This window comes from Stappia sp. TSB10P1A (assembly GCF_900185725.1).
Classification (GTDB): domain Bacteria; phylum Pseudomonadota; class Alphaproteobacteria; order Rhizobiales; family Stappiaceae; genus Stappia.
Genome location: NZ_FYAU01000029.1, coordinates 341,653 through 364,400, shown reverse-complemented (window position 1 = coordinate 364,400; position 22,748 = coordinate 341,653). Strand labels below are relative to the sequence as shown.

Annotated in this window: 24 protein-coding genes and 1 tRNA gene; 18 read left to right on the top strand and 7 right to left on the bottom strand. The window is 68.6% G+C overall.

The annotated features are described in order from the left end of the window. Positions 1 to 3 precede the first annotated feature (3 nt). Positions 4 to 735 (bottom strand): 3-oxoacid CoA-transferase subunit A, encoded by a 732-nt coding sequence (locus tag TSB10P1A_RS15560; protein WP_186388836.1) that lies wholly within the window; start codon positions 733 to 735, stop codon positions 4 to 6. A 138-nt stretch (positions 736 to 873) separates the two neighbouring features. Here TSB10P1A_RS15560 and TSB10P1A_RS15555 point away from each other — a divergent pair, with 138 nt between their 5' ends. After that, a complete protein-coding gene (locus TSB10P1A_RS15555) occupies positions 874 to 1,629 on the top strand; it encodes an IclR family transcriptional regulator (protein ID WP_208987119.1) in 756 nt (251 codons plus the stop codon). 210 nt (positions 1,630 to 1,839) lie between these two features. On the opposite strand, the gene TSB10P1A_RS23565 is transcribed toward TSB10P1A_RS15555, so the two are convergent. The 3 genes from TSB10P1A_RS23565 to TSB10P1A_RS15540 form a co-directional block, all read right to left on the bottom strand. Continuing rightward, positions 1,840 to 3,027 carry a hypothetical protein gene (locus TSB10P1A_RS23565; RefSeq protein WP_208987107.1) on the bottom strand — a complete coding sequence of 396 codons (1,188 nt, stop codon included), beginning with the start codon at positions 3,025 to 3,027 and terminating at the stop codon, positions 1,840 to 1,842. 412 nt (positions 3,028 to 3,439) lie between these two features. Beyond that, on the bottom strand, positions 3,440 to 3,895 hold the full coding sequence (locus TSB10P1A_RS15545; protein ID WP_186388834.1) for a DUF3788 domain-containing protein: 456 nt from the start codon (positions 3,893 to 3,895) through the stop codon (positions 3,440 to 3,442). A 456-nt stretch (positions 3,896 to 4,351) separates the two neighbouring features. Continuing rightward, positions 4,352 to 4,441, bottom strand: a tRNA-Ser gene (locus tag TSB10P1A_RS15540). Between the two features lie 573 nt (positions 4,442 to 5,014). On the opposite strand from TSB10P1A_RS15540, the gene TSB10P1A_RS15535 reads away from it, so the two are divergent. The 15 genes from TSB10P1A_RS15535 (at position 5,015) to TSB10P1A_RS15465 (ending at position 18,373) form a co-directional block, all read left to right on the top strand. Beyond that, a complete protein-coding gene (locus tag TSB10P1A_RS15535) occupies positions 5,015 to 5,635 on the top strand; it encodes a 50S ribosomal protein L21 (RefSeq protein WP_186388833.1) in 621 nt (206 codons plus the stop codon). A 46-nt stretch (positions 5,636 to 5,681) separates the two neighbouring features. Then, a complete protein-coding gene (rpmA, locus tag TSB10P1A_RS15530; protein ID WP_186388832.1) occupies positions 5,682 to 5,951 on the top strand; it encodes a 50S ribosomal protein L27 in 270 nt (89 codons plus the stop codon). 136 nt (positions 5,952 to 6,087) lie between these two features. After that, a complete protein-coding gene (locus TSB10P1A_RS15525) occupies positions 6,088 to 6,708 on the top strand; it encodes a GNAT family N-acetyltransferase (RefSeq protein WP_186388831.1) in 621 nt (206 codons plus the stop codon). Further along, complete coding sequence (locus TSB10P1A_RS15520; RefSeq protein ID WP_186388830.1) at positions 6,690 to 7,334, top strand: GNAT family N-acetyltransferase; 645 nt, start codon at positions 6,690 to 6,692, stop codon at positions 7,332 to 7,334. Before TSB10P1A_RS15525 ends, TSB10P1A_RS15520 begins: the two co-directional genes overlap by 19 nt. After that, positions 7,331 to 7,873 carry a GNAT family N-acetyltransferase gene (locus TSB10P1A_RS15515; RefSeq protein ID WP_186388829.1) on the top strand — a complete coding sequence of 181 codons (543 nt, stop codon included), beginning with the start codon at positions 7,331 to 7,333 and terminating at the stop codon, positions 7,871 to 7,873. The genes TSB10P1A_RS15520 and TSB10P1A_RS15515 overlap by 4 nt, the downstream gene beginning before the upstream one ends. Before the next feature lie 35 nt (positions 7,874 to 7,908). Further along, complete coding sequence (gene obgE, locus TSB10P1A_RS15510) at positions 7,909 to 8,952, top strand: GTPase ObgE (protein WP_186388828.1); 1,044 nt, start codon at positions 7,909 to 7,911, stop codon at positions 8,950 to 8,952. 175 nt (positions 8,953 to 9,127) lie between these two features. Next, positions 9,128 to 10,342: a glutamate 5-kinase gene (proB, locus tag TSB10P1A_RS15505; protein WP_186388827.1), complete on the top strand. Its 1,215-nt coding sequence runs from the start codon at positions 9,128 to 9,130 to the stop codon at positions 10,340 to 10,342. After that, positions 10,335 to 11,615, top strand: a complete 1,281-nt coding sequence (locus tag TSB10P1A_RS15500) for a glutamate-5-semialdehyde dehydrogenase (protein WP_186388826.1) — start codon at positions 10,335 to 10,337, stop codon at positions 11,613 to 11,615. Before proB ends, TSB10P1A_RS15500 begins: the two co-directional genes overlap by 8 nt. Next, a complete protein-coding gene (locus TSB10P1A_RS15495) occupies positions 11,616 to 12,224 on the top strand; it encodes a nicotinate-nucleotide adenylyltransferase (protein WP_186388825.1) in 609 nt (202 codons plus the stop codon). A gap of 235 nt (positions 12,225 to 12,459) precedes the next feature. Further along, positions 12,460 to 12,873, top strand: a complete 414-nt coding sequence (rsfS, locus tag TSB10P1A_RS15490) for a ribosome silencing factor (RefSeq protein WP_186388824.1) — start codon at positions 12,460 to 12,462, stop codon at positions 12,871 to 12,873. 125 nt (positions 12,874 to 12,998) lie between these two features. Continuing rightward, positions 12,999 to 13,484, top strand: a complete 486-nt coding sequence (gene rlmH / locus TSB10P1A_RS15485; RefSeq protein ID WP_186388823.1) for a 23S rRNA (pseudouridine(1915)-N(3))-methyltransferase RlmH — start codon at positions 12,999 to 13,001, stop codon at positions 13,482 to 13,484. Between the two features lie 279 nt (positions 13,485 to 13,763). Then, on the top strand, positions 13,764 to 15,128 hold the full coding sequence (locus TSB10P1A_RS15480; RefSeq protein WP_186388822.1) for a murein hydrolase activator EnvC: 1,365 nt from the start codon (positions 13,764 to 13,766) through the stop codon (positions 15,126 to 15,128). Continuing rightward, positions 15,125 to 16,459, top strand: a complete 1,335-nt coding sequence (locus tag TSB10P1A_RS15475) for a S41 family peptidase (RefSeq protein WP_186388821.1) — start codon at positions 15,125 to 15,127, stop codon at positions 16,457 to 16,459. The genes TSB10P1A_RS15480 and TSB10P1A_RS15475 overlap by 4 nt, the downstream gene beginning before the upstream one ends. A gap of 73 nt (positions 16,460 to 16,532) precedes the next feature. Beyond that, positions 16,533 to 17,714 (top strand): divergent polysaccharide deacetylase family protein, encoded by a 1,182-nt coding sequence (locus tag TSB10P1A_RS15470; protein ID WP_208987106.1) that lies wholly within the window; start codon positions 16,533 to 16,535, stop codon positions 17,712 to 17,714. Positions 17,715 to 17,872: 158 nt separating this feature from the next. Then, entirely contained in the window at positions 17,873 to 18,373 is a 501-nt protein-coding gene (locus tag TSB10P1A_RS15465) for an RNA pyrophosphohydrolase (protein ID WP_244293137.1), read from the top strand. Positions 18,374 to 18,394: 21 nt separating this feature from the next. Here TSB10P1A_RS15465 and queG read toward each other — a convergent pair whose 3' ends face one another. Both queG and TSB10P1A_RS15455 read right to left on the bottom strand, forming a co-directional pair. After that, positions 18,395 to 19,582 (bottom strand): tRNA epoxyqueuosine(34) reductase QueG, encoded by a 1,188-nt coding sequence (queG, locus tag TSB10P1A_RS15460; protein WP_208987118.1) that lies wholly within the window; start codon positions 19,580 to 19,582, stop codon positions 18,395 to 18,397. Next, positions 19,579 to 20,271 carry a glutathione S-transferase family protein gene (locus TSB10P1A_RS15455; protein ID WP_186397188.1) on the bottom strand — a complete coding sequence of 231 codons (693 nt, stop codon included), beginning with the start codon at positions 20,269 to 20,271 and terminating at the stop codon, positions 19,579 to 19,581. Before TSB10P1A_RS15455 ends, queG begins: the two co-directional genes overlap by 4 nt. 128 nt (positions 20,272 to 20,399) lie before the next feature. Here TSB10P1A_RS15455 and TSB10P1A_RS15450 point away from each other — a divergent pair, with 128 nt between their 5' ends. Further along, the gene (locus tag TSB10P1A_RS15450; protein WP_186388818.1) at positions 20,400 to 21,206 is read left to right on the top strand and encodes an undecaprenyl-diphosphate phosphatase; all 807 of its coding nucleotides are present in this window, start codon (positions 20,400 to 20,402) and stop codon (positions 21,204 to 21,206) included. On the opposite strand, the gene TSB10P1A_RS15445 is transcribed toward TSB10P1A_RS15450, so the two are convergent. Then, positions 21,189 to 22,214 carry a YafY family protein gene (locus TSB10P1A_RS15445; RefSeq protein ID WP_186388817.1) on the bottom strand — a complete coding sequence of 342 codons (1,026 nt, stop codon included), beginning with the start codon at positions 22,212 to 22,214 and terminating at the stop codon, positions 21,189 to 21,191. The two genes, TSB10P1A_RS15450 and TSB10P1A_RS15445, sit on opposite strands and share 18 nt — an antisense overlap. A gap of 166 nt (positions 22,215 to 22,380) precedes the next feature. Here TSB10P1A_RS15445 and TSB10P1A_RS15440 point away from each other — a divergent pair, with 166 nt between their 5' ends. Next, positions 22,381 to 22,746 (top strand): DUF1127 domain-containing protein, encoded by a 366-nt coding sequence (locus TSB10P1A_RS15440; protein ID WP_186388816.1) that lies wholly within the window; start codon positions 22,381 to 22,383, stop codon positions 22,744 to 22,746. Positions 22,747 to 22,748: the final 2 nt, after the last annotated feature.

Below are 22,748 nucleotides of genomic sequence, written 5' to 3'. Positions count from 1 at the left end.
GTCTCAGGCCTCCAGCGGATAGGCGGCATTGGCGCGGTTCAGGTCTTCCTCCTGATGCGGATCGGCGACGGCGACCACCTTCTGGACGAAGATGCCCGGCGTCACGATCGCCTCCGGATCGAGACCGCCGGGCGGCACGATGCGGCTGACCTGGACGATCGCCTCGCGTGCGGCCATGCACATCAGCGGGTTGAAATTGCGCGCCGCCGCCCGGTAGACGAGGTTGCCGTAGCTGTCGGCCGCCTCGGCCTTGACCAGCGCCGCATCCGCCTTCAGCCAGCGCTCGCGCACATAGGGACGGCCGTCGAACTCCTCGACCGGCTTGCCCTTCGCCAGATCGGTGCCGTAGGAGGTCGGGGTGTAGAAGGCCGGAATGCCGGCGCCGCCGGCGCGGATGCGCTCGGCGAGCGTGCCCTGCGGCACCAGTTCCAGCTCGATCCTGCCGGCGAGATAAAGCTCGGTGAACACCACCGGATCGGCCGAGCGCGGGAAGGAGCAGATCAGCTTTTTCACCATCCCCGCCTCGATCAGGGCGGCGAGGCCGACATGACCGTTGCCGGCATTGTTGTTGACCACCGTCAGGTCCGTCGGATGGCCGGTGGCGCGGTAGCGGTCGATCAAGGCGTGGATCAGCTCGATCGGCGCGCCGGCGCCGCCGAACCCGCCGATCATCACGGTCATGCCGTCCTCGATCCCCGCCACCGCGGTGGCAAGGTCTGCGACTGTCTTGTCCATGTCGGTTCCCCTTCGTGGGCACCCTCGCCCGATCCTCGCCAACGGATAGGCGGCGCGGGGCTTGCCGTAAATCCGGTTTGTGCGATAATTGCACTTTGTTACGATATCGCACAAAGGGCGCTGAAGGCACGCATGACGATCAGCGAGCGCGACATGATGAGCGGGCTGGCGAAGGGGCTGGCGGTGATCGAGACCTTCACCGCCGACCGGCCGCGCCAGTCCATCGCCGAGGTCGCCGCCGCCTCCGGGCTCGACCGGGCGACCGCGCGGCGCTGCCTGCTGACGCTGACCCATCAGGGCTATGCGGAATGGGACGGCAAGTTCTTCACCCTGACGCCACGCGTGCTGCGGCTCGGCACCGCCTGCCTTGCGGCGATGCCGCTGCCGCAGCTCGTCCAGCCCGTGCTCGATGCGCTGTCGGACGAGATCGGCGAAAGCTCGTCGGTGTCGATCCTCGACGGCGACGAGATCGTCTATATCGCCCGCGCCGCGCAGCAGAAGGTGATGTCGATCGCCCTGATGCCCGGCTCGCGCCTGCCCGCCCATTGCACCAGCATGGGGCGGGTGCTGCTGGCTGCCCTGCCCGAGGAGGAGGCGCGCCGGCGGCTCGGCCCCGGACCGCTGCCCGCCCGCACGCCGCTGACGCTGACCGACCCGGAGGCGGTGATGCGGCGGCTGGCGCAGGTGCGCGCCGACGGCCATGCGCTGAACGACCAGGAAATCGAGATCGGCCTGCGCTCGATCGCCGTGCCGGTGCTCTCGGCAAGAGGCAAGGTGGTGGCCGCGCTGAACATCGGCGTCTCCGCCGCCCGCGCCACGCCGGAGGACCTGCGCCGGCACTTCCTGCCCGCGCTGCTGCGGGTGCAGGACACCTTGCGCCGGATGCTGGGATAGGGGTCGGCGACAAGGGGGTGGAAGGGGACTGGCGGGTTTTGGGCGGCAAGCCCGCGTCCGGCGCGGCATGTTCGGCGCGCGCGGCTACAAGGGGGCGGGAGCGGACTGGCGGGTTTTTGGGTGGCTGCGCCTCGAAAGTCGCCTTTCACCGGACCAAGGAGCTTCGGACAAAATGCGCCCTTCTGCCTTACCTTCGTCACCGCTTTCCGCTCAGGTGAAGAACGCCAGTTGATCCAGGGTTAGCAGGGCTTGCAGTGCGCGTGTCTGGGTGTAGCTGCCGCTTTCTGCCGCGCCATGGCCAACTGCATGCCGCGAGCCTGCAGTGCCGCCGCCTTGTTCCGGATCGAAATTGGCAAATGTATACTCCGCAAGATAGCGCCCAAAGGCCGCTGGAAACATCAGCGTGTCGGGGTGCCCGCGTTTTTCTTCGGCCGAGCGCACGGCAAATGCCAGCAGCGCTTTCTGCTTTGCCCCTGTTCCGTATAACTTGCGGTGCGCATCGTTGAGAATGCCCTCGATCTCGGTCAGCACGATTTTAAGCACAGGGACCGGGTCGCCGGCGAGATATCCCTTGAGCGCCGAGCGGAGGAGACGTTCCTTGCCAGCGAAATGCGGTTTGACCATCCAGCGGGCGAACATCTGTTCTAACCGCTTAGTGTCGAATTTTGCGACGAGCTCGGCTTCGACGTCGGCAAGGTCAAAATCGCTCTCGCAGTGCAAAGAAAGCTGCTCAAACTCTGTCCCTATAATCTCGGCAAAAGGAAACCAGCCAGCTTGCACTAGGCGACCGAAGACGGTGGCGCTGGCGATGGCATCGTACACCTTCCTGTAGCGCAATCGTCGGTACAAAGTGCCGAGATCCCGCTCCATGGCGACTAAGGACAATTTTCGTTCGGGATTGAAGTCGAAGAATAGAGCGAACCGCCAGCCCTCACGGAACAGGCACACAACACGGTCCGCCTCCCCGATCTGCACCATTGGGAATGACATGCCTGTTACATCGGCAATGTCACGCTCGAACACTAGCATTCCGGTCTCTATCGAGCGCTTTGCAACGATGTTTATGGACACGGCGGCTGCGTCGAGCCAGAGTTCTCCACTATTGTCGGGCCGAATAACCAGCAGCGTCGTGTCTGCGCGCGCCAAGTTGACGGAGTTGCTGGCTTCGCGAGCACGAAACTCAAGATGGTCCGCGAGTGATCTGGCGATACGGTGAAAGATTGCCTCATCGGAGGTGAGTGAGAGCCTTGTCCAAACATTGACAGACGAACCTTTTTGGGCAGCCTCGGCGGCAACAGCGTCGAGTTCCAACCCCGAAAGTAGAATGGGCTCACCTAGATTGTTCACAAGGATTCCTACCGCAGGTATCGAAGATGGGCGCACTGGCTCTTCGCTCATGCTTCAACATCCTAATCAAATCAAGGACGCGCAAGCCCAACGAAAGAGCTTCTTCGGCAACGTCACGCGGCACATCCTGACCATGCACGACGGCATTACGTACATCAACAGCGTAGATGAAGGCTTTCTACAAGTTGCGCTCGCGCGGATAGCGTTCGATGAACATATTCCACAACGAGCGCAGACTGAGTGAGGCGCGGCCGGTCGACCGCAGGCGAGCGCATGCGGAACGACAATTCCGTATCAAGAATGCGACGCAGTTCCATTTCAGGATCGCGGCGCAGGCGCATCAGCGCGAAATCCACGCTGCCGCCGGCGCTATCGACGTAAGCAGCGATGGCGGCGGCCTGATCTTGCGCGGTATCGCCGTCTGGCGCTATGTCGTGCTCCGGGACGCGGGCTTTGGTCTTGATCAGGCGGCGGCCTTGCGGGGGCGTTTGAGCGTCAGGAGCTCAGTGACGTCCTTCAACTCCTCGACTGAGGAGATGCCGATCTTCAGCCACTTGCCATCTCGATATGTCTCCGCCTCGTCATAAAGCGCCATGAGGCGGGGGCTAAGGCGATCGCGCCGCGCCTCGACCTTCTCCCGCTCCGCCCCTCCCAGCACGACCACGGCAGAGAAGGCCCGGTATTCGGGCAGGAGCGTGCAGAACGCCCTGGATTTCTTGTAGCGCAGGGACCACCCGTGCTTCTTGCCGCCATAGACCCAATCGGGCGTAAAAACGCCGGGATATGCGCCCTCGATCCACTCCCGCAACGCGGCCCACCGCGTGAACGCGTCCGGCCCGATCCAGTCGCGGACAGCCGTCTCGTCCGGCGGCGCTGACGTGTCGGCGATCCGGCTTCCAATCTCGGGCGAATGGTTCATGCAGCCACCCCTTGCGTCCGCGAGAGCATCGCAAATGCGGCAAGGACAGGAAAGGGCCATGACGTCTCGACGGGCATCCCATCGGGACCAGTGCGCATAGGAGCGCATCCTGCCGCCACCGCCTTCATCGCTATCGGGCGGCGGTGCCCGGCATTGTTCGGCGGCAGGGGAGACCGGCGGAACTATCGCGCGATCGATGGCACATGGCGGAGCGTTCGGGAGGATTTCGCACTCGGGGTGAGGAGCGCGACAGCGCGACCGGCCGGTCAGGCCGCCCCATCGGGGCCGCGAGCGAAGCGAGTTGGCGTGAGATCAAGAGAATGGCGGAGCATCGCGCAGACATTTCGAACCCGCAGGGTTCGCAAGGCCAAGGGCCGTCCGAGCTCATGCGAGGCCCCGACTGGAGCGAAGCCCGGAGGGCGGCAGCGCGAAGGGCGACAGCGCGAAGTCAGATAATGGCGGAGAGAGAGGGATTCGAACCCTCGGAACGCTTGCGCGCTCAACGGTTTTCGAGACCGCCCCGTTCAACCACTCCGGCACCTCTCCGCTATATGAGATGTCGTGGTCTCAAAGTGCGACGGTACATAGCGAAGTGCGGCGGACGGCACAAGAGGCGACTTGCAACTTTCCCCATTGCGGATGAGGCGGCGGGCGGGCGTCCCGTCACAGCGCCCCTGTCACAGCGGCCCCGTCACAGCGGCCCTGTCACAAAAGCGCAACCGCGCCGCGCAAGCCGCACAAAACCGCGCGGGCAAGCGTTGACTTTGCATCGCCGATCCGTATAGTCGCGCTGCTTCGCAAAGGGCCCGAAAAGGCCCCTCCGTTGCCCGAGGCTCTCCGCCGCTCCCCGCAACCCACAGCCACCGCCTTGAAAGACAGGGCCTGACTGCGGCTTTCCGGGGGTCCGGCAGACCATCTCGCCAGGCTTTGACGGGCATGCGCCCGACGCGCCGGCAGGGACGGTTTCAAGAGAGGCACGACGCCTCCTGCAGGCCGTGTCCTCGTCAAGTTCCCGCAAGGGCCGTGTGGCCCGCCGGGACGCCGAAGGGCAGGATGACGAAGCCCGGCAGGCCACAAAGGCCGGCCGGCGAGCAAAACGAAAAGAAGGACGTGCGAGACATGTTCGCAGTGATCAAGACGGGCGGCAAGCAGTACCGCGTCGCCCAGGATGACCTGCTCAAGGTCGAGAAGCTCTCGGCCGAGGCGGGTGAGACCGTGACTTTCGAGGACGTGCTGATGGTCGGCGGCGAGACCGACACCATGATCGGCGCGCCCCTGGTCGAGGGTGCGAGCGTCGTCGGCGAAGTCGTCGACCAGGCCCGCCACCGCAAGATCATCATCTTCAAGAAGCGCCGTCGGCAGAACTCGCGTCGCCGCAACGGCCACCGCCAGAGCTTCACGCTGGTCAAGATCACCGACATCCTGACCGGTGGCGCCAAGCCGGCGACCAAGAAGAAGGCCGCTGCTCCGAAGGCGGAGAAGGCCGAGGATGCAGGCGCTGAGGGCGATCTGCCGGTCCTGTTCACCGCGCCGGATGCGCCCGCCGACGATCTGAAGAAGATCTCCGGTGTCGGCCCCGTGCTGGAGAAGAAGCTGAACGCGATGGGCATCACGACCTACGCCCAGGTCGCCGCCTTCACCGCGGAAGACATCGCCCGCGTCGACGAAGCCCTGTCCTTCAAGGGCCGCATCGAGCGCGACAACTGGGTCCAGCAGGCAACGGAGCTGGCCGGCAACTGATTGCCGCCGCTGAGGTCTGATCTAAGGTTCGACGAGGAGTTTCGTCATGGCACACAAAAAGGCAGGTGGCTCGTCCCGTAACGGCCGCGATTCCGCGGGCCGACGTCTGGGCATCAAGAAGTTCGGCGGCGAGACGGTCGTCCCGGGCAATATTATCGCGCGCCAGCGCGGCACGAAGTGGCATCCGGGCACGGGTGTCGGCATGGGCAAGGATCATACGATCTTCGCCACGGTGGAGGGCACGGTAACCTTCCAGAACAAAGCCAACAAACGCACGTTTATCAACGTGATGCCACTCGTAGACGCAGCAGAGTAACGCCGACGTGTTTGGTTCGAACCGCCGGCGTCCCATCGACCCGGCGGTTTGAGCAAACCGGCATGATCGCGACGATCAGGGGAGATGGGCCGCCATCTCCCCTTTTCTTTCTTTCGTCGCACTGCCGGAGGACACCATGGTTGCGGATCTCGAAGAGAGCCTGGAAGAAGAAAGTCTGGTCGCGGCCGCCGGGCCGCAGGAAACCGCGAGGCTGCGGCTGGACGCGCTGCGTCACGACGACCTCGCCGATCTCGTCTTTCTCGCCAACAACCGCCGCATCGCCACGATGGTGGCAACGATGCCCCACCCGTTCACCGTCGTCGACGGGCGAAACCTCATCGCCCTTTCGGCGAACCGAACGGCAACGCGGGCCAAGTTCGCCATCCGCCTGAAGTCGACGGGCCGCGTCATCGGCGCCATCGGCTATGGCGCGCTCGACGAGGGCGAGCCGCTGCATCTGGGCTACTGGGTCGGCGAGCCGTTCTGGGGCCAGGGCTATGCCACCGAGGCGGCGCAGTCGGTGGTCGACCACGTCTTCACCCTGCCCGGCATCGACCGGCTGGCGGCGGCGGCCCGCGTCACCAACCCGGCCTCGCGGCGGGTGCTGGTCAAATGCGGCTTCCAGTTCGTCGACCAGGGGATGCTGCATTCGCGCGGCGCCGGCGGACCGGTCTCGGTCGACCGCTTCGCCATCGACCGCAGCACCTGGCGCGCCCTCAAGCAGTGGGGGCGGATGACATGCCTGACCTCTGCCTGAATGAGGGACACCTGAATAAGGGGCGCCTGAACAACGGACGCCTGAACGAGCGGATCGCCACGCGGCGGCTGGTGCTGCGGCCGCTGGAGACGGGCGACGCGGAGGCCATCGACAGGCTGTGCAGCCGCGACCATGAGGTGGCGCGCTGGCTGACCGGCATGCCCTGGCCGCCGAAGGACGGGGTGGCGGCGGAGTTCGTCGCCGCTGCCATCGACACGGACCCGTTCGCCGGCGAGGCTGCCTTCGCCATCACTCTCGGCGGCGTCCTGATCGGCCTCGTCGCCATCAAGGCGCCGGGAGAGCTTGCCGAGCATCCGGACTGCCCGTCGATCGGCTACTGGATCGGCCGGCCGTTCCAGGGCTTCGGCTATGCCGGCGAGGCCGCAGCGGCGGCGCTCGGCTGGGGCTTTGCCGCCCATGGCTGCCAGGCGATGGCGGCGCGGGCCTTCGCCGACAATGCCGCCTCGCTCAAGGTGCTGTCGCGCCTCGGCTTTCGCGAGACGGGCCGGATGATGCGGACCTCGCTGGCGCTGGGACGCGAGGTGGAGAACGTGGTGCTGCGGCTGGAGCGCGAGAACAGGCTTGGCGCCGATGCCGGCGCCGGCCTTGCGGAGGCGGCGGTATGAGCGCGCTCGTCCACCCCGTGCTGAGGAGCGCGCGGCTGAGCTTGCGCGCGCCGGTTCCCGGCGATCTCGACCGGCTGGCACACCTTGCGAACGATGCCGAGATCGCGCGGATGCTGGAGCGCATGCCGCATCCCTATTCGCGCGCGGACGGCGAGGCCTGGCTTGCCGGCATCGGTGGTGATCCGGCGAAACTCGAGTTCGCCATCGACGACGGCAGCGGCTTCATCGGAGTGCTGTCGCTGCGCGGATTGGACGAAACGCCGGTGATCGGCTATTGGCTTGGCCGGCCCTATTGGGGACGCGGCTATATGAGCGAGGCCGTCGGCACCGCGCTTGCCTGGATTTTCGGGGCAAGAGATGCGCAGGCCGTCGAAGCCCGCGCGATGACAGAGAATTCCGGATCGCGGAACGTGCTGGCCAAGCTCGGCTTCCGCGACATCGGCGAGACGGACTGCGCGAGCCTGGCCTGCGGCGAAACCCGGCCGGCGCGGCGCTACCGGCTCGACCGCACGACATACGAGCTCCCGCGCCAGGTCTGACGACCGACCGCGGGGCGAGCAGAAAGACACGACGCATGAAGTTCCTCGACCAGGCCAAGATCTATGTCCGCTCCGGCGACGGCGGCGCGGGCGCCGTCTCGTTCCGGCGCGAGAAATTCATCGAGTTCGGCGGCCCGGACGGCGGCGACGGCGGACGCGGCGGCGATGTCTTCATCGAATGCGTCGACGGGCTCAACACGCTGATCGACTTCCGCTTCGCCCAGCATTTCAAGGCCAAGACCGGCATGCACGGCATGGGCCGCAACCGCACCGGCGCCAAGGGCGACGATGTGGTGCTGCGGGTGCCGGTGGGCACGGAGATCCTGGAAGAGGACAACGAGACGGTGCTGGCCGACATGACCCGCGTCGGCGAGCGGCTGCTGCTGCTGAAGGGCGGCAATGGCGGCTTCGGCAACGCGCATTTCAAGTCGTCCACCAACCAGGCGCCGCGCCACGCCAATCCCGGCCTGGAGGGCGAGGAGAAGTGGATCTGGCTGCGGCTGAAGCTGATCGCCGATGCCGGCCTCGTCGGCATGCCGAATGCCGGCAAGTCGACCTTCCTCGCCACCGTTTCGGCGGCGCGGCCGAAGATCGCCGACTATCCTTTCACCACGCTGCATCCCAATCTCGGCGTCGTCGAGATCGACGGCAACGGCTTCGTGCTGGCCGACATTCCCGGCCTGATCGAGGGCGCGCATGAGGGCATCGGCCTCGGCGACCGGTTCCTCGGCCATGTCGAGCGCACCCGGGCGCTGCTGCATCTGGTCGACGGCACCCAGGAAGATCCCGGCGAGGCTTACCGCGTGGTGCGCGGGGAACTCGCCGCCTATGGCGCCGGGCTCGACGAGAAGCCGGAAGTGGTGGCACTGTCGAAGGTCGACGCACTGGACGAGGAGACCCGCGCGGAGCGGGCCGCCCTGCTGGAGGAGGCCTGCGGCCAGAAGCCGCTGCTCTTGTCCTCGGCGAGCGGCGAGAATGTCGACCGGGCGCTGCGGATGATCCGCCGCGCCATCGACCGCGACCGCGAGGACGAGGCGAACACGGTGCCGCAGGTGCCGAGCGAACCCTGGCGGCCGTAAGGCGCCGAGCACAGGAACCAGGCCCGGACAGATCCGGGCCGCAACGGAGGGGCCGTGATGGGCCGACCATGACCGGGAGCGTATGAGCGGGCGCGCAAGGGCGCCCCGCCCCACCCTCCCCTGTCTTCCGCGCGGCTGCAACGGGCCGCGCACCTGACCTGACGGACCACACCCGATGTCCACCCCCCTCTCCGAGTCGCTGGCTCCCTCGACCCCTGGCGAGGCCGACACCGCAACGCGCACCGGCCGCCTCTCCTCCCACCGCCGCCTCGTCGTCAAGATCGGCTCGGCCCTGCTCGTCGAGGACGGCCGGCTGAAGCGCGACTGGCTCGAGGCGCTGGCCGACGATCTCGCCATGCTGGCGCGGGCCGGCACGGAGCTCATCGTCGTCTCCTCCGGCGCCATCGCGCTGGGGCGCGGCGTCCTCAAGCTGCCGCGCGGACCCTTGAAGCTCGAACAGGCGCAGGCCGCCGCCTCGGTCGGCCAGGTGGCGCTGGCCCAGGCCTATGCCGAAGCGCTCGGCGCGCGCGGGCTGACCGCCGGCCAGGTGCTGCTGACGCTCGGCGACACCGAGGAGCGGCGGCGCTATCTCAACGCCCGCGAGACGCTGGGCACGCTGCTCAAGCTCGGCGCCGTTCCCATCGTCAACGAGAACGACACGGTCGCCACCTCCGAGATCCGCTACGGCGACAATGACCGGCTGGCGGCGCGCGTCGCCACCATGGCCAGCGCCGACTGCCTGGTGCTCTTGTCCGATGTCGACGGGCTCTATACCGCGCCGCCCGCCAGCAATCCGGATGCGGTGTTCCTTCCCGAAGTACCGGCGATCACCGGCGAGATCGAGCAGATGGCGGGCGCCGCCGGCTCCGAACTGTCGCGCGGCGGCATGCGCACCAAGATCGACGCGGCCAAGATCGCCACCTCCGCCGGCACGGCGATGGCGATTGCCAGCGGCAAGCGGATGAACCCGCTGGCGCATCTGGAAGCGGGTGGCCGGGCGACGTGGTTTCACGCAAGATCGACGCCCGCCAGCGCCCGCAAGGCCTGGATCGGCGGCCATCTGGAACCGCGCGGCGCGCTGCATCTGGATGCCGGCGCGATCCGTGCGGTGGTCTCAGGCCGCAGCCTGCTGCCGGCGGGCATCCGCCGGGTGGAGGGCGACTTCCACCGCGGCGACGCGGTGCGGCTGGTGGCGCCGGACGGGCGCGACATCGGCCGCGGGCTGGTCGCCTACGACCATCCGGAGGCGGGGCTGATCCTCGGGCGCAACAGCCGCGAGATCGAGGCGATCCTCGGCTATGCGGGCCGCGCGGAGATGGTGCACCGGGACGATCTCGTGCTAAGCGGGCAGACCGGAGAGACGGCGACGGGAGGCGGCAGCGATGCTTGAACGAGTGGCGAAGACCGATATCGCGGCGCTGATGCGGCAGATGGGCCGCGAGGCCCGCGCGGCCTCGCGCCGGCTGGCGACGGCAAGCACGGCGGCGAAGAATACCGCCCTTGCGGCGATGGCCGAAGAGGTGCGTGCTTCAACCGCCGAGATCCTCGCCGCGAATGCGCAGGACATCGCCGCGATGACGGCAGGCGGCCAGAGCGCCGCCTATCTCGACCGCGGCACGCTGACAGGCGAGCGCGTCGAGGCGATTGCCGCCGGCATCGAGGCGGTGGCGGCGCTGGACGATCCCGTCGGCGCGGTGATCGCCGCCTGGGACCGGCCGAACGGGCTGCAGATCGAGCGCGTGCGCACGCCGCTCGGCGTCATCGGCGTGATCTATGAGAGCCGGCCCAACGTGACGGCGGATGCCGGGGCGCTGTGCCTGAAGGCCGGCAATGCGGTGATCCTGCGCGGCGGCTCCGACACGATCCGCTCGAATCTCGCCATCCATGCCGCGCTGGCGCGCGGGCTCGCCCGTGCCGGCCTGCCGGAAGCGGCGATCCAGGTGGTGCCGGTGACCGACCGGGCCGCCGTCGGCGAGATGCTGGCCGGGCTCGAGGGTACGCTCGACGTGATCGTGCCGCGCGGCGGCAAGAGCCTCGTCGCGCGGGTGCAGCAGGAGGCGCGGGTGCCGGTCTTCGCGCATCTGGAAGGCCTCTGCCATATCTTCATCGATCGCAGCGCCGATCCCGAGATGGCGCTGAAGATCGCGGTCAATGCCAAGATGCGCCGCACCGGCATCTGCGGGGCGATGGAAACGCTGCTGATCGACCGGGCGGTGGCGGAGACGCTGCTGGTACCGGTCTGCAACGCGCTGATCGAGGCGGGCTGCGAGATCCGCGGCGATGCGGACGTGTGCGCCGCCGTGCCGCAGGCACGCGCGGCGACCGAGGACGACTGGCGCACCGAATATCTCGACGCGATCCTGTCGGTGCGCGTCGTCGACGGGCTGGAGGCGGCGATCGAGCATATCGAGACTTACGGCTCGCATCACACCGACGGCATCATCGCCGAGGACCCGCAGGCGGTGGCGCGGTTCTTCGCCGAGGTGGATTCGGCGATCCTCACCCACAATGCCTCGACCCAGTTCGCCGATGGCGGCGAGTTCGGCATGGGCGCGGAGATCGGCATCGCCACGGGGCGCATGCATGCGCGCGGGCCGGTCGGCGTCGAGCAGTTGACGAGCTTCAAGTACCGGGTCCACGGCACCGGGCAGGTGCGCCCCTGAATGGACCCTCGGCTCGCCATCCCGCATGCCGAGCCGGGCAACCGTATCGGCCTGTTCGGGGGATCGTTCAATCCGCCGCATTCCGGCCACCGGCTGGTCGCCGACATCGCGCTTGCCCGGCTCGGGCTCGACCGGCTGTGGTGGCTGGTGACGCCCGGCAATCCGCTGAAGGACCATGCCGACCTGGCGCCGCTGGGGCAGCGGCTCGACGCGGTCGAGGCGCTCGCCCGGCATCCGCGCATGGCGGTGACGGCGCTGGAGGCGCAGCTCGGCACGCCCTACAGCGCCCGCACGCTGGCGCTGCTGACGCGGATGCGGCCACGGCTCAACTTCGTCTGGGTGATGGGAGCGGACAACCTCGCCAGCTTCCACCGCTGGCAGGACTGGCGCGGCATTTTCGCGCGCGTGCCGATCGCCGTGGTCGACCGGCCGGGGGCGACGCTGCCCGCGCTCGCCTCGCCGGCGGCGCAGAGCTTTGCCGGCTGCCGTCTCGACGAGGCCGACGCGCGGCTCCTGCCGGGCCTGGCGCCGCCGGCCTGGACCTTCCTGACCGGGCCGCGCGACGCCTCCTCCTCGACCCGCCTGCGCGCCGATGCGAAAGCACGGTGAAAGGTTCCGTTCGGCAAGATCGCAACGGTGTCTTGAAAACGCCACCAACGAGGGCCACTCTTTTCCTGCGCCGGAAGAGTCGCGCCGTACCGCGTTTCGGCGTACAAGGCCGGATAACGGACGCCTGCCCCAGGCAGCACGTCCCTATCCATCAGGCCGCAGCCCATGGATGCACCTTGCGGTGCAGGCCGGGCGCGCGGCCGGACGAACCGGATGAAAGGCAATCCGTCTGAGTATGACCTTCGACACCGAGGCGACGGCTCCCACCGCCCCTCACCCCGCAGCAGCCGGCACGCAGCAGCGTGCGGACCTGCTCGAGAGCGTCCTCGCCTCGCTGGCCGATTCCAAGGCTGAGGACATCGTCACCATCGACATCACCGGCAAATCGCCGATGGCCGACCAGGTCATCGTCGCTTCCGGCCGTTCGCACAGGCACGTCGGCGCCATCGCCGATCACCTGCTGCGCGACCTGAAGGATGCCGGCCATGGCAACGCCCAGATCGAAGGCGTGCCCCAGTGCGACTGGGTGCTCATCGATGCGGGCGACGTGATCGTCCATGTGTTCCGCCCCGAGGTCCGCGCCTTCTACAATATCGAGAAGCTGTGGTCCGTCGACGACGTGAGCGCACCGGTGCACTACGCCGGCTGACGCCGGCGTAGCGAGGAGACGACGAGGGCCGCAGCCCGCCGGGCCCAGCGCTGGCGGGACGAGAGGTTTTGGCCGCCTGCCGCCCCCTCAAGACCGATCCAAAAGCAGAAAGTCCCGGCTCGCCCATGCGCCTGCACATCGCCTGTATCGGCCGCATGAAGGCCGGCCCGGAGCGCGAGCTGATGGGCCGCTACGGCGCGCGCATCGACAAGGCCGGGCGGAGCGTGTCGCTCGGTCCGCTGTCGGTGATCGAACTGCCCGAGTCGCGCAGCCCCCGCGCCCAGGACCGCAAAGCGGAAGAGGCGCGTGCGCTGCTGGCCGCCTTGCCGGCGGGCGCGGCGATCCTCTGCCTCGACGAGACCGGGCGCGACATGACCAGCGAAGCCTTCGCCGAGGACCTGGCGAAGCTGCGCGACGCCGGCACCGCCGACCTGGCGCTGGCGATCGGCGGCCCGGACGGGCACGGCGAGGCGCTGCTGGAGGCCGCGCGTCTCAAACTCTCCTTCGGCCGGATGACCTGGCCGCACCAGATCGTGCGGGCGCTGGCCGCCGAACAGCTCTACCGGGCGGTGACGATCCTGTCGGGCCATCCCTATCATCGGGGTGCCTGAGTTGGGGGGTACCTGAGTTGGGGGGCTGAGTTGGGGGCTACCTGACGCCGGGGACTGCCCGTATTCCGCCCCAATTCTCGTCTAGGGCTTGCGGTGACAGGCAGGATCGTGGGTTTACCAATCGTTAGGGTTGACGTTTCGTTAACGTCCCTGGGGCAAGCTGGTCATCCATAGTCAGCCCCTCCGGGCTCCCCGCGTCCGGCGGATCCCGCACCGGCACGACCGGCGTCGCGGTCCGCACGGGCGCAACGGTGAACATGCGACCAACTGCCGAGAGCCATGCGGACAGGTCATCTGCTGCTGATCCTCAGTCTCGCCGCGCTCGCGGCGGCCGCTGCGCCGCACGGGTCCGGCCGGAGCCTGGCCAGCGAGGAACAGATCGAGACGGCGCAGCAGGCCGCCGCCGCCGATCCGGCCTCCGAACCGGACGGCCTGGCCGAGCGCAAGGCTCGCCGCGAGGAGGAACTGTCGACGCTGACCCGCGACCTGTCGCTGTCGGCGGACCGGCAGGCCGCGCTTGCCCGGGAAATCCGCGCCATCGAGCGCGACCGGCAGGCGCTCAACGCCGACCTCTTGCGCACAGCGCAGAGGGTGACCCGGCTGGAGGAACAACTGGCGGCGACGGAAGACCGTTTGCGCCGCCTGGGAGAGAACGAGGACGCAGTGCGCGCATCCCTTGTCGAGCGACAGGACGTGCTGGCCGAGGTGCTCTCGGCGCTGCAGCGCATCGGCCGGCATCCGCCGCCGCCGCTCGCCGTGCAGCCGCACGACGCGCTGGCCGCGGTGCGCAGCGCCCTGCTGCTCAACGCGGTGATGCCGGAACTGCATGTGGAAGCGCAGGCGCTGGCGAGCGATCTCGCCTCGCTGCGCCAGCTCAAGGTGTCGAGCGCCGCCGAGCGCGACCGGCTGGTCGCCGACGGACAGCGCCTTGCCGAGGAGCGCACCCGGGTGGAGATGCTGGTCGCCTCGAAGAAGCGCGACCACGAGAGAAGCGAGGCGGAACTGGCCCAGGAGCGCGACCGCTCGCGGCAACTGGCCGAGGAAGCCGGCACTCTCAAGGATTTGATCGCGGCGCTGGAACGCGACATCGCCAGCGCCCGCAACGCGGCGGATGCCGCCCGCAAGGCCGACGCGGAGCGCCGTGCGGCGCCACGACCGAGCGATCCGTTCAGCGATCCGGGCCGGCTGGCGCCGGCCATCGCCTTCGCCGACGCCAAGGGCCGCCTCGGCGATCCGGTCTCCGGCACGGTGCTGCGGGACTTCGGCGCGGAAGACGGTTTCGGCGGCACGGCGCAGGGGCGCTCGATCGCCGCCCGCACCAATGCCCAGGTGGTGGCCCCGGCGGACGGATGGGTCGTCTATGCCGGACCTTTCCGTTCCTACGGCCAGGTCTTGATCCTGAACGCCGGCGACGGATATCATATCCTCCTTGCCGGCATGGACCGGACGAATGTCGAGCAGGGACAGTTCGTGCTGGCAGGGGAGCCTGTCGCGACGATGGGAGAGACGCGCGTCGCAAGCGCGGCGACCCTCGACCTCGTCGCCCCGCAACCCGTGCTCTATGTGGAATTTAGGAAAGACGGCGTTTCGATCGATCCCACGCCTTGGTGGGTTCGGCCCGAAGAAGAAAAGGCTCGCGGATGATTCGGAAAGCTTCCCTGTTGCTGGTCGGTGCGCTCATCGGTGGCGCGACAATCACCGCCCTCTCGCAGATGCCGGTGCGGGTCAGCGGCGTGGCCAACGCCGCCGCCTCCGACACCTACCGGCAGCTCAACCTCTTCGGCGACGTCTTCGAGCGCGTGCGCTCCGACTATGTCGAGGTCCCGGACGACGCGGCGCTGATCGAGTCGGCCATCAACGGCATGCTGAGTTCGCTCGATCCGCATTCGAGCTATCTCTCGCCCAAGCACTTCCGCGACATGCAGGTGCAGACGCGCGGCGAGTTCGGCGGCCTCGGCATCGAGGTGACGATGGAGGACGGCCTCGTCAAGGTCGTCACCCCGATCGACGACACGCCCGCCCACAAGGCCGGCGTCATGGCCGGCGACTTCATCACCCATCTCGACGGCGAGCAGATCCAGGGCCTGACCCTGTCGGAAGCGGTCGACAAGATGCGCGGGCCGGTCAACACCGGCATCGAGCTGACCATCCGCCGCGAGGGCCGGGCCGAGCCGATCAAGCTGACCATCACCCGCGACGTCATCCGCATCAAGTCCGTCCGCTTCCGCGAGGAAGGCGATGTCGGCTACCTGCGCGTGACCCAGTTCAACGAGCAGACCTATGACGGGCTGAAGGACGGCATGAGCGAGCTGGCCAAGAAAATCGGCTCCGGCAAGCTCAAGGGCTTCGTGCTCGACCTGCGCAACAATCCCGGCGGCCTGCTCGACCAGGCGATCGCCGTCTCCGATGCGTTCCTGCAGCGCGGCGAGATCGTCTCGACCCGCGGCCGCAACGCCGACGAGACCCAGCGCTACAACGCCCGCTCCGGCGACCTGGCCAACGGCAAGCCGGTGATCGTGCTGATCAACGGCGGCTCGGCCTCGGCCTCCGAGATCGTCGCCGGCGCCCTGCAGGACCACCGCCGGGCCACCGTGCTCGGCACCCGGTCCTTCGGCAAGGGGTCGGTGCAGACCATCGTCCCGCTCGGCGCCAACGGCGCGATCCGGCTGACGACGGCGCGCTACTACACCCCGTCCGGCGTCTCGATCCAGGCCAAGGGCATCACCCCGGACATCGAGGTGCTGCAGGAACTGCCCGAGGAACTGCGCGCCAACGGCGCCGAGACCAAGGGCGAGGCGGGCCTGCGCGGCCACCTGCAGGGCGAGGGCGAGGAAGAGTCCGGCAGCCAGGCCTATGTGCCGCCGGACCCCAAGGACGACGCCCAGTTGAAGCTGGCGCTCGACCTGCTCAACGGCGTTCAGGTGAACAGCGCCTTCCCGCCGGTCGGCGACCGGAAGGCCGCGGTTCCGAACTGACAGAAACGACCGGGTGCGGGCGCCCTGGGGAGGGGAGGCCGCACCCGCCCGTCTTGAAAGCGGATGAGGCACCATGGCGGGAAATGACCTCTCGACTCCCCTCGGGCTGAGCAAGAAGAGATATCTCAACCTTCCGCTCGGGCTGATCGGCGCCGGCATGATCACCCTGCTGGCACTGACCGCCCTGGTGTGGATCGGCGTGGTCGACGATCCGCTCGGCGGCGAGCCCACCGCCTCGATCCCGCTGGAACGCTCCCTCGACGGCCTGACCGCCCGCGACTTCGGCGTCGTGGAGATCCGCCCCTCGCTGCCCGACCGGGGCGAGGCGAGGTCACAGGTCGCGGATCGCGACGAGACGCTGGGTCCGCGTTTCGAACCCAAGCCCCTCTCCGGACACGAGACCGGCACGCCCGTGGACGAGGCCTCCCCGGCGCTCGTCGCCGGCCAGGGCCTGTCGGAGCGGCCGGATGCGCGCGTGAGCGAAACGGGTCCGCATGGCCGCCTGCCGACCGTCTCGGAGACCGGGCTGCGGCCGCTCGACATCTATGCCCGGCCGGTCAGCCAGACCTTCGCCTCGGTGCCGAAGATCGCCATCGTCGTCGGCGGCCTCGGCCTGTCGCAGACCAGCACCCAGGCGGCGATCGACCGGCTGCCGCCGGACATCACCCTCGCCTTCGCCCCCTACGGCTCCAGCATCGACCGCTGGATGCAGCAGGCCCGCCGCGCCGGCCACGAACTCCTGCTGCAACTGCCGATGGAGCCGTTCGACTATCCCGACAACGATCCGGGGCCGCACACGCTGCTGGTAAGCCACTCGCCCGACGAGCTGCGCGACCGGCTCGCCTGGTTGATGAGCCGGCTCTCCAACTATGTCGGCGTGATGAACTACATGGGCGCCCGCTTCACCGCCACGGAGGGATCGCTGCAGCAGTTGCTCGGCGAGGTCACTCGGCGCGGGCTGATGTATGTGGACGACGGCTCGTCCTCGCGCAGTGTCGCGACCTCGACCGCCAGCGGGCTGCGCACGCCCTTCTCCCACGCCGACCTCGTCATCGACGACGTGCCGCGGCCGAAGGAGATCACCGCCCGGCTGCTGCAACTGGAAGGGGCGGCGCGGGCGCGCGGCATGGCGGTCGGCATTGCCAGCGCCCTGCCGGTGACCATCGACGAGCTGGAGAGATGGTCGCGCGACCTGGAGGAGCGCGGGCTGCAGCTCATCCCGATCAGCGCCTCGATCGACCGGGTCGGCCAATAACGCCGCGCGCCGGCCGTTGGCGCGCCTGCCCCTCGTCCGCCTGCCCGTCTTCCGCCTGCCCGTCTTCCGCCTATCAGGCACCTCTCCCCTTGCCGCCCGGCTCTCGCCCGCGTATCACCCTCGCCTATCCTCGCAGCCTCGCCGAAGGAGACCGCCGCGTGCTCAGCCCCACCGCCCTGCCCGACTATCGCCCCTGTGTGGGTGTGATGCTGCTCAATGCCGACGGGCTGGTGTGGACCGGCAAGCGGGCGCCGGAGGGCGGCGCGGACCCGGACTATTGCTGGCAGATGCCGCAGGGGGGCATCGACGCAGGCGAGGACCCGCTCGCCGCCGCGCGCCGCGAGCTCTACGAGGAGACCGCGATCGCCTCGATCTCGCTGATCGCCGAGGCGCCGTCCTGGTTCTCCTACGACTATCCGCCGGAGATCGTGCCGATCCGCCACAAGGCCCGCTACAAGGGCCAGACCCAGAAATGGTTCGCCTTTCGCTTCGAGGGCGAGGAGCGGGAGATCGACATCCTGACCCCGCCCGACGGCCACAAGGCGGAATTCTGCGAGTGGCGCTGGCGGCGGGCGGAGGACCTGCCCGGCCTCGTCATCCCGTTCAAGCGCGCCGTCTATGAAAGCGTCGTGCAGGCGTTTTCCGCCTTCACCCGCTAGAATTCGCGGGGCGTCGGCGGATCAGGACGACTGTCCGCCCTGCCCATCTGCCGTACACGCGGCCAAGCCCGCCTGCCATTCCGCGCGCACCTCGCCGTCGTCTTCGCTCGCCATCCGCAAGGCGGCGAGGCGGGAAAAGGCGTCCGCCGCCAGCAGGCGCGACAAGGCCCACACGGCCGCGCCGCGCACCAGCGGGCTGGCGTCGCCGAGCAGCGCCTCCACCCTTGCGACAAGCGACGACGCCCCGGAATTGCCGGCGGCAATCAGCACGTTGCGCAGGAAGCGGTCGCGGCCGATGCGCTTGATCGGCGAGCCGGAAAAGAGCGCACGAAAGGCCGCATCGTCCAGCTCAAGCAGGTCGGCGAGGGCGGGCGCGCGCAGCTCGTCGCGGGCGATCAGCCGTGCCTCGCGCGCCTCGACCGCGAACTTGTTCCAGGGACAGGCGGCGAGACAATCGTCGCAGCCATAGATGCGGTTGCCGATGGCGGTGCGGAAGGCGCGCGGGATCGGCCCCTTGTTCTCGATGGTGAGATAGGAGATGCAGCGGCGCGCATCGAGCCGGTAGGGCGCGGGGAACGCGTCCGTCGGGCAGGCGTCGAGACAGGCGCGGCAGGAGCCGCAATGGTCGACCTCGGCCTCATCCACCGGCAGCTCCAGATCGGTGAAGATCTCGGCGAGGAAGAACCAGGAGCCGAGCCGGCGCGAGACGAGATTGGTGTGCTTGCCCTGCCAGCCGAGGCCCGCCTGCTGGGCCAGTGGCTTTTCCATCACCGGGGCGGTGTCGACGAACACCTTCACCTCCCCTTCATCCAGCCCCATCCGCCGGGCCTGCGCCAGCAGGTGCTGCGCCAGCTCCTTGAGCCGGCCCTTGATGATGTCGTGATAGTCGCGGTTGCGGGCATAGACGGAGATGGTCGCGCGCTCACGCTCGGCGAGCGTCGCCAGCGGATCCTCGTCGGGCGCGTAGGAGAGCGCCAGGCTGATCACCCGCCGCGCCTCCGGCCACAGCGCCTGGGGCGCGGCGCGCCGCTCCGCCGTCTCGGCCATCCACGCCATCGAGCCGTGATGGCCGGCGGCGAGGAACCGTGAGAGATTTTCGGAAATGTCGGGCGGTGCGGCTGCGTCGGCGATGCGCATGTCGTCGAAGCCGAGCGCCCGCGCCTTGTCAGCGAGCGTGGCCTTCAGCCGCTCCGCCTGCTGCGGGCTCAGAAGTCCAGGTCGGCGTAGACCGGCGCCGGCGGCATGCCCAGCATCTTTTCCGCCAGCAGCGGACGGAAGCTCGGGCGCGACTTCATCCGCGCGTACCAGGCCTTGACGTTTTCCTCCTCCGCCCATGGCACCTCACCCAGATAATCGGCGCAGGACAGCTCCGCCGCGACGGCGAAATCGGCGAAGGTCAGCCGCTCGCCCGCCAGCCAGTTGCGCGAGGCGGCAAGATAGCCGAAATAGCGCAGATGGTGGCCGATATTGGCGCGCGCGGCGCGCAGGATGGCCGAATCCGGCGATCCGCCGCCCTGCGAGGACGGCATGTCCTGCTTGTAGATGCGCTCGCGCACGAAGGGGCCGATGACCTCGTTGTCGAGCTTGTTCACCGCCCAGTCGACCAGCCGCCGGGTCTCGGCCCGCGCGTCCGGATGGTCGGGCATCAGCCGCCGGTCGCCGACCGCATAGCCGCGCGTCTCGTCGAGATATTCCATGATGGCGAAGGCGCCGCACACCGGCGGGCCGTCATTCTCCCGCAGCACCGGCAGGGCGCCGGCCGGATTGAGCATCAGGAACTCGCGGCGGCGCTCCCAGGGGCGCTCGGTGACAAACTCCACCTTTGCGCCGTATTCGGCGAGCACAAGCTGCACGAAACGCGACTGCGGCGAGAACGGATGGCGATACAACGTCAGCATAAGAGGATCGTAACCGGTTACGGTTAATCAAACGGTGCAGAGCGGGCGGCACCATGAGGCGCCCGTATACGCTGCAGCACGTCGTCACACAACGCAGCAATTCCCCAGGAAGCCGGAGAGTTCAGCCCATGCAAACGGAGACGCTCGTCGGAGCGCTGATCCTTGGCCTTGTCGAGGGCCTGACCGAGTTCATTCCCGTTTCCTCGACGGGGCATATCCTGCTGCTGGGACATTTCATCGGATTCGAGAGCACCGGCAAGTCCTTCGAGGTGCTGATCCAGCTCGGCGCCATCCTCGCCATCCTCTCCGTCTATTTCCACCGCCTGTGGACCATTGCCGTCGCCCTGCCGCACGAGGCGGTGGCCCGGCATTTCGTCGCCGGCATCCTGCTCGCCTTCCTGCCGGCGGCGGTGATCGGCGTGCTCGCCCATGGCTTCATCAAGGCGGTGCTGTTCGAATCGCCGGCGCTGATCTGCACCACGCTGATCCTGGGCGGCATCGCGCTGCTCGCCGTCGACCGGATGAAGCGGGTGCCGCGCTATGACGACGTGATGGACTATCCGCTGTGGCTGTGCCTGGCGATCGGCTTCTTCCAGACGCTGGCGATGGTGCCCGGCGTCTCGCGCTCCGGCGCCACCATCGCCGGGGCCCTGCTGCTGGGCACCGACAAGCGCTCGGCGGCGGAGTTCTCGTTCTTCCTGGCGATGCCGACCATGGCCGGCGCCTTCGCCTATGACCTCTACAAGAACCGCGACATCCTGTCGGTGGACGACGTCACCGTCATCGCCGTCGGCTTCGTCGCCGCCTTCGTCACCGCCGTCTTCGTGGTGCGCGGGCTGCTCAATTTCGTCAGCCGGCACGGCTTCGCGCCCTTCGCCTGGTGGCGCATCGGCGTCGGCCTTGCCGGTTTCGCCGGCCTATATCTCGTCGGCTGAGGCCTCCGCCGCCATCGCCGCCAGGTCCTGCGCGAGCCGGCGGCGCAGATCGTCGGGGGCAAGCAGCCGCGCCCCCGGCCCCAGCCAGCGCACCAAGGGCAGGATCACCTCGGCCTCGGTGCTGGGAACGCACACCTCCAGCCGCGTGTCGGCGGCGCCCTCCCCGCTTGGCGCGCCGAAAATCGCGTGGCGATAATACCAGTCGCGCCGCAGCCGCTCTGCCTGCTCCTGCGTGACGAGCAGCCGGCTGACCCGCCCCTCGCCTTCCCAGCGGCGCATGGCGCGCGACAGCCAGGCGCGGCCGATCTGGCTCTGCACCGACAGGGAGGCGCGCGGGCGAAAGCCGAAGCCGCCGACCTCGATCTGCCGCACCCGGTCGGCGCGGATCAGCCGCTCCGACCCCAGATCGACATCGTGGCCGAACAGATACCAGCGGTCGCGGTCGAACAGGATGCCGTGCGGCTCCATGTCGTAGTCGGCGCTGCGGCCGCGATAGGGGTTCTCGTGGGTGAGGCGCACGCGCTTCGCGGCGAGAAGCCCTTGCATGAAGCGGTCGACGGCAAGCTGGGTGTCGCCCTCGCCGGTGCCGTCCGGCTCGGGATGGAAGATGTCGACGGGCGGGCACTCGATGCCGACGATGCGCTCGCCTTGCGCGAAGAGCTCGCGCGCGGCGCGCGGCAGCGAGGCCAGCAGCTTGGCCTCGGCCGCATCGAGCTCCGACAGCAGCGGCGTCGCCCGCAAGCCGCGCACCAGGGCCAGCGCCACCAGCAGCGCCGCCGTCTCGCCGCGGGTCAGCGCCACCGGCGGCTGCAGGTAGTCGCGCGCCAGCCGGTAGCCGCCCTCCGCCCCGCGCTCCGCCTCCACCGGAATGCCCAGCGCCAGCAGCCGGTCGACATCGCGGTAGATGGTGCGCACGGAGACGCCGAATCGCTCCGCCAGTTCGACCGCGCTGCGCTGGCCGCCGGTCAGCAGCAGCAGGATGCCGAGCGCCCGTTCGATGGCGTTCATCGCTCTTGTCTCCGGAAAAAATCACCTGCCGCGACACTGCCCGAACATACCTGACGCGCTGGTGTCAGGTATGCCCTGCCATCCTGCTTCGCATCGCCGCTTTCCACAATGCAGCGCCCTCGACGGGCCTCACGGGGAGAGCGGCCTGGCAACAGGAGAGACAGTCATGACCGACATGCGCGTGAACCGGACCGGGGCGATCAGGACTGCTGCGGTCAACGCCCGGGCCGCCGGGAAGGGGGCGCACCCGAACAGCCCTGCGACGGCCGATCCGTATGATTTTCCGACGCCGCCGCGCTTCCTGCCGGCGCTCCTGCTGGGGCGGGCCATACAGGCGCTCATCGCCCGCTGGATGGTCTGGCGCTCGGCCCGGCGCACGCGGGCGGCGCTGGAGCGGCTGGACGAGGCAGGCTTGCGCGATATCGGCCTGTCGCGCGGCTATTATGGCTACGAGCCGGACGACGACATGATCAGGTACGAGCGGATGCGCGTCGGCCGGCCCGAGGCGAGCCGTCGCCAGCCCCGGCGCTGAGG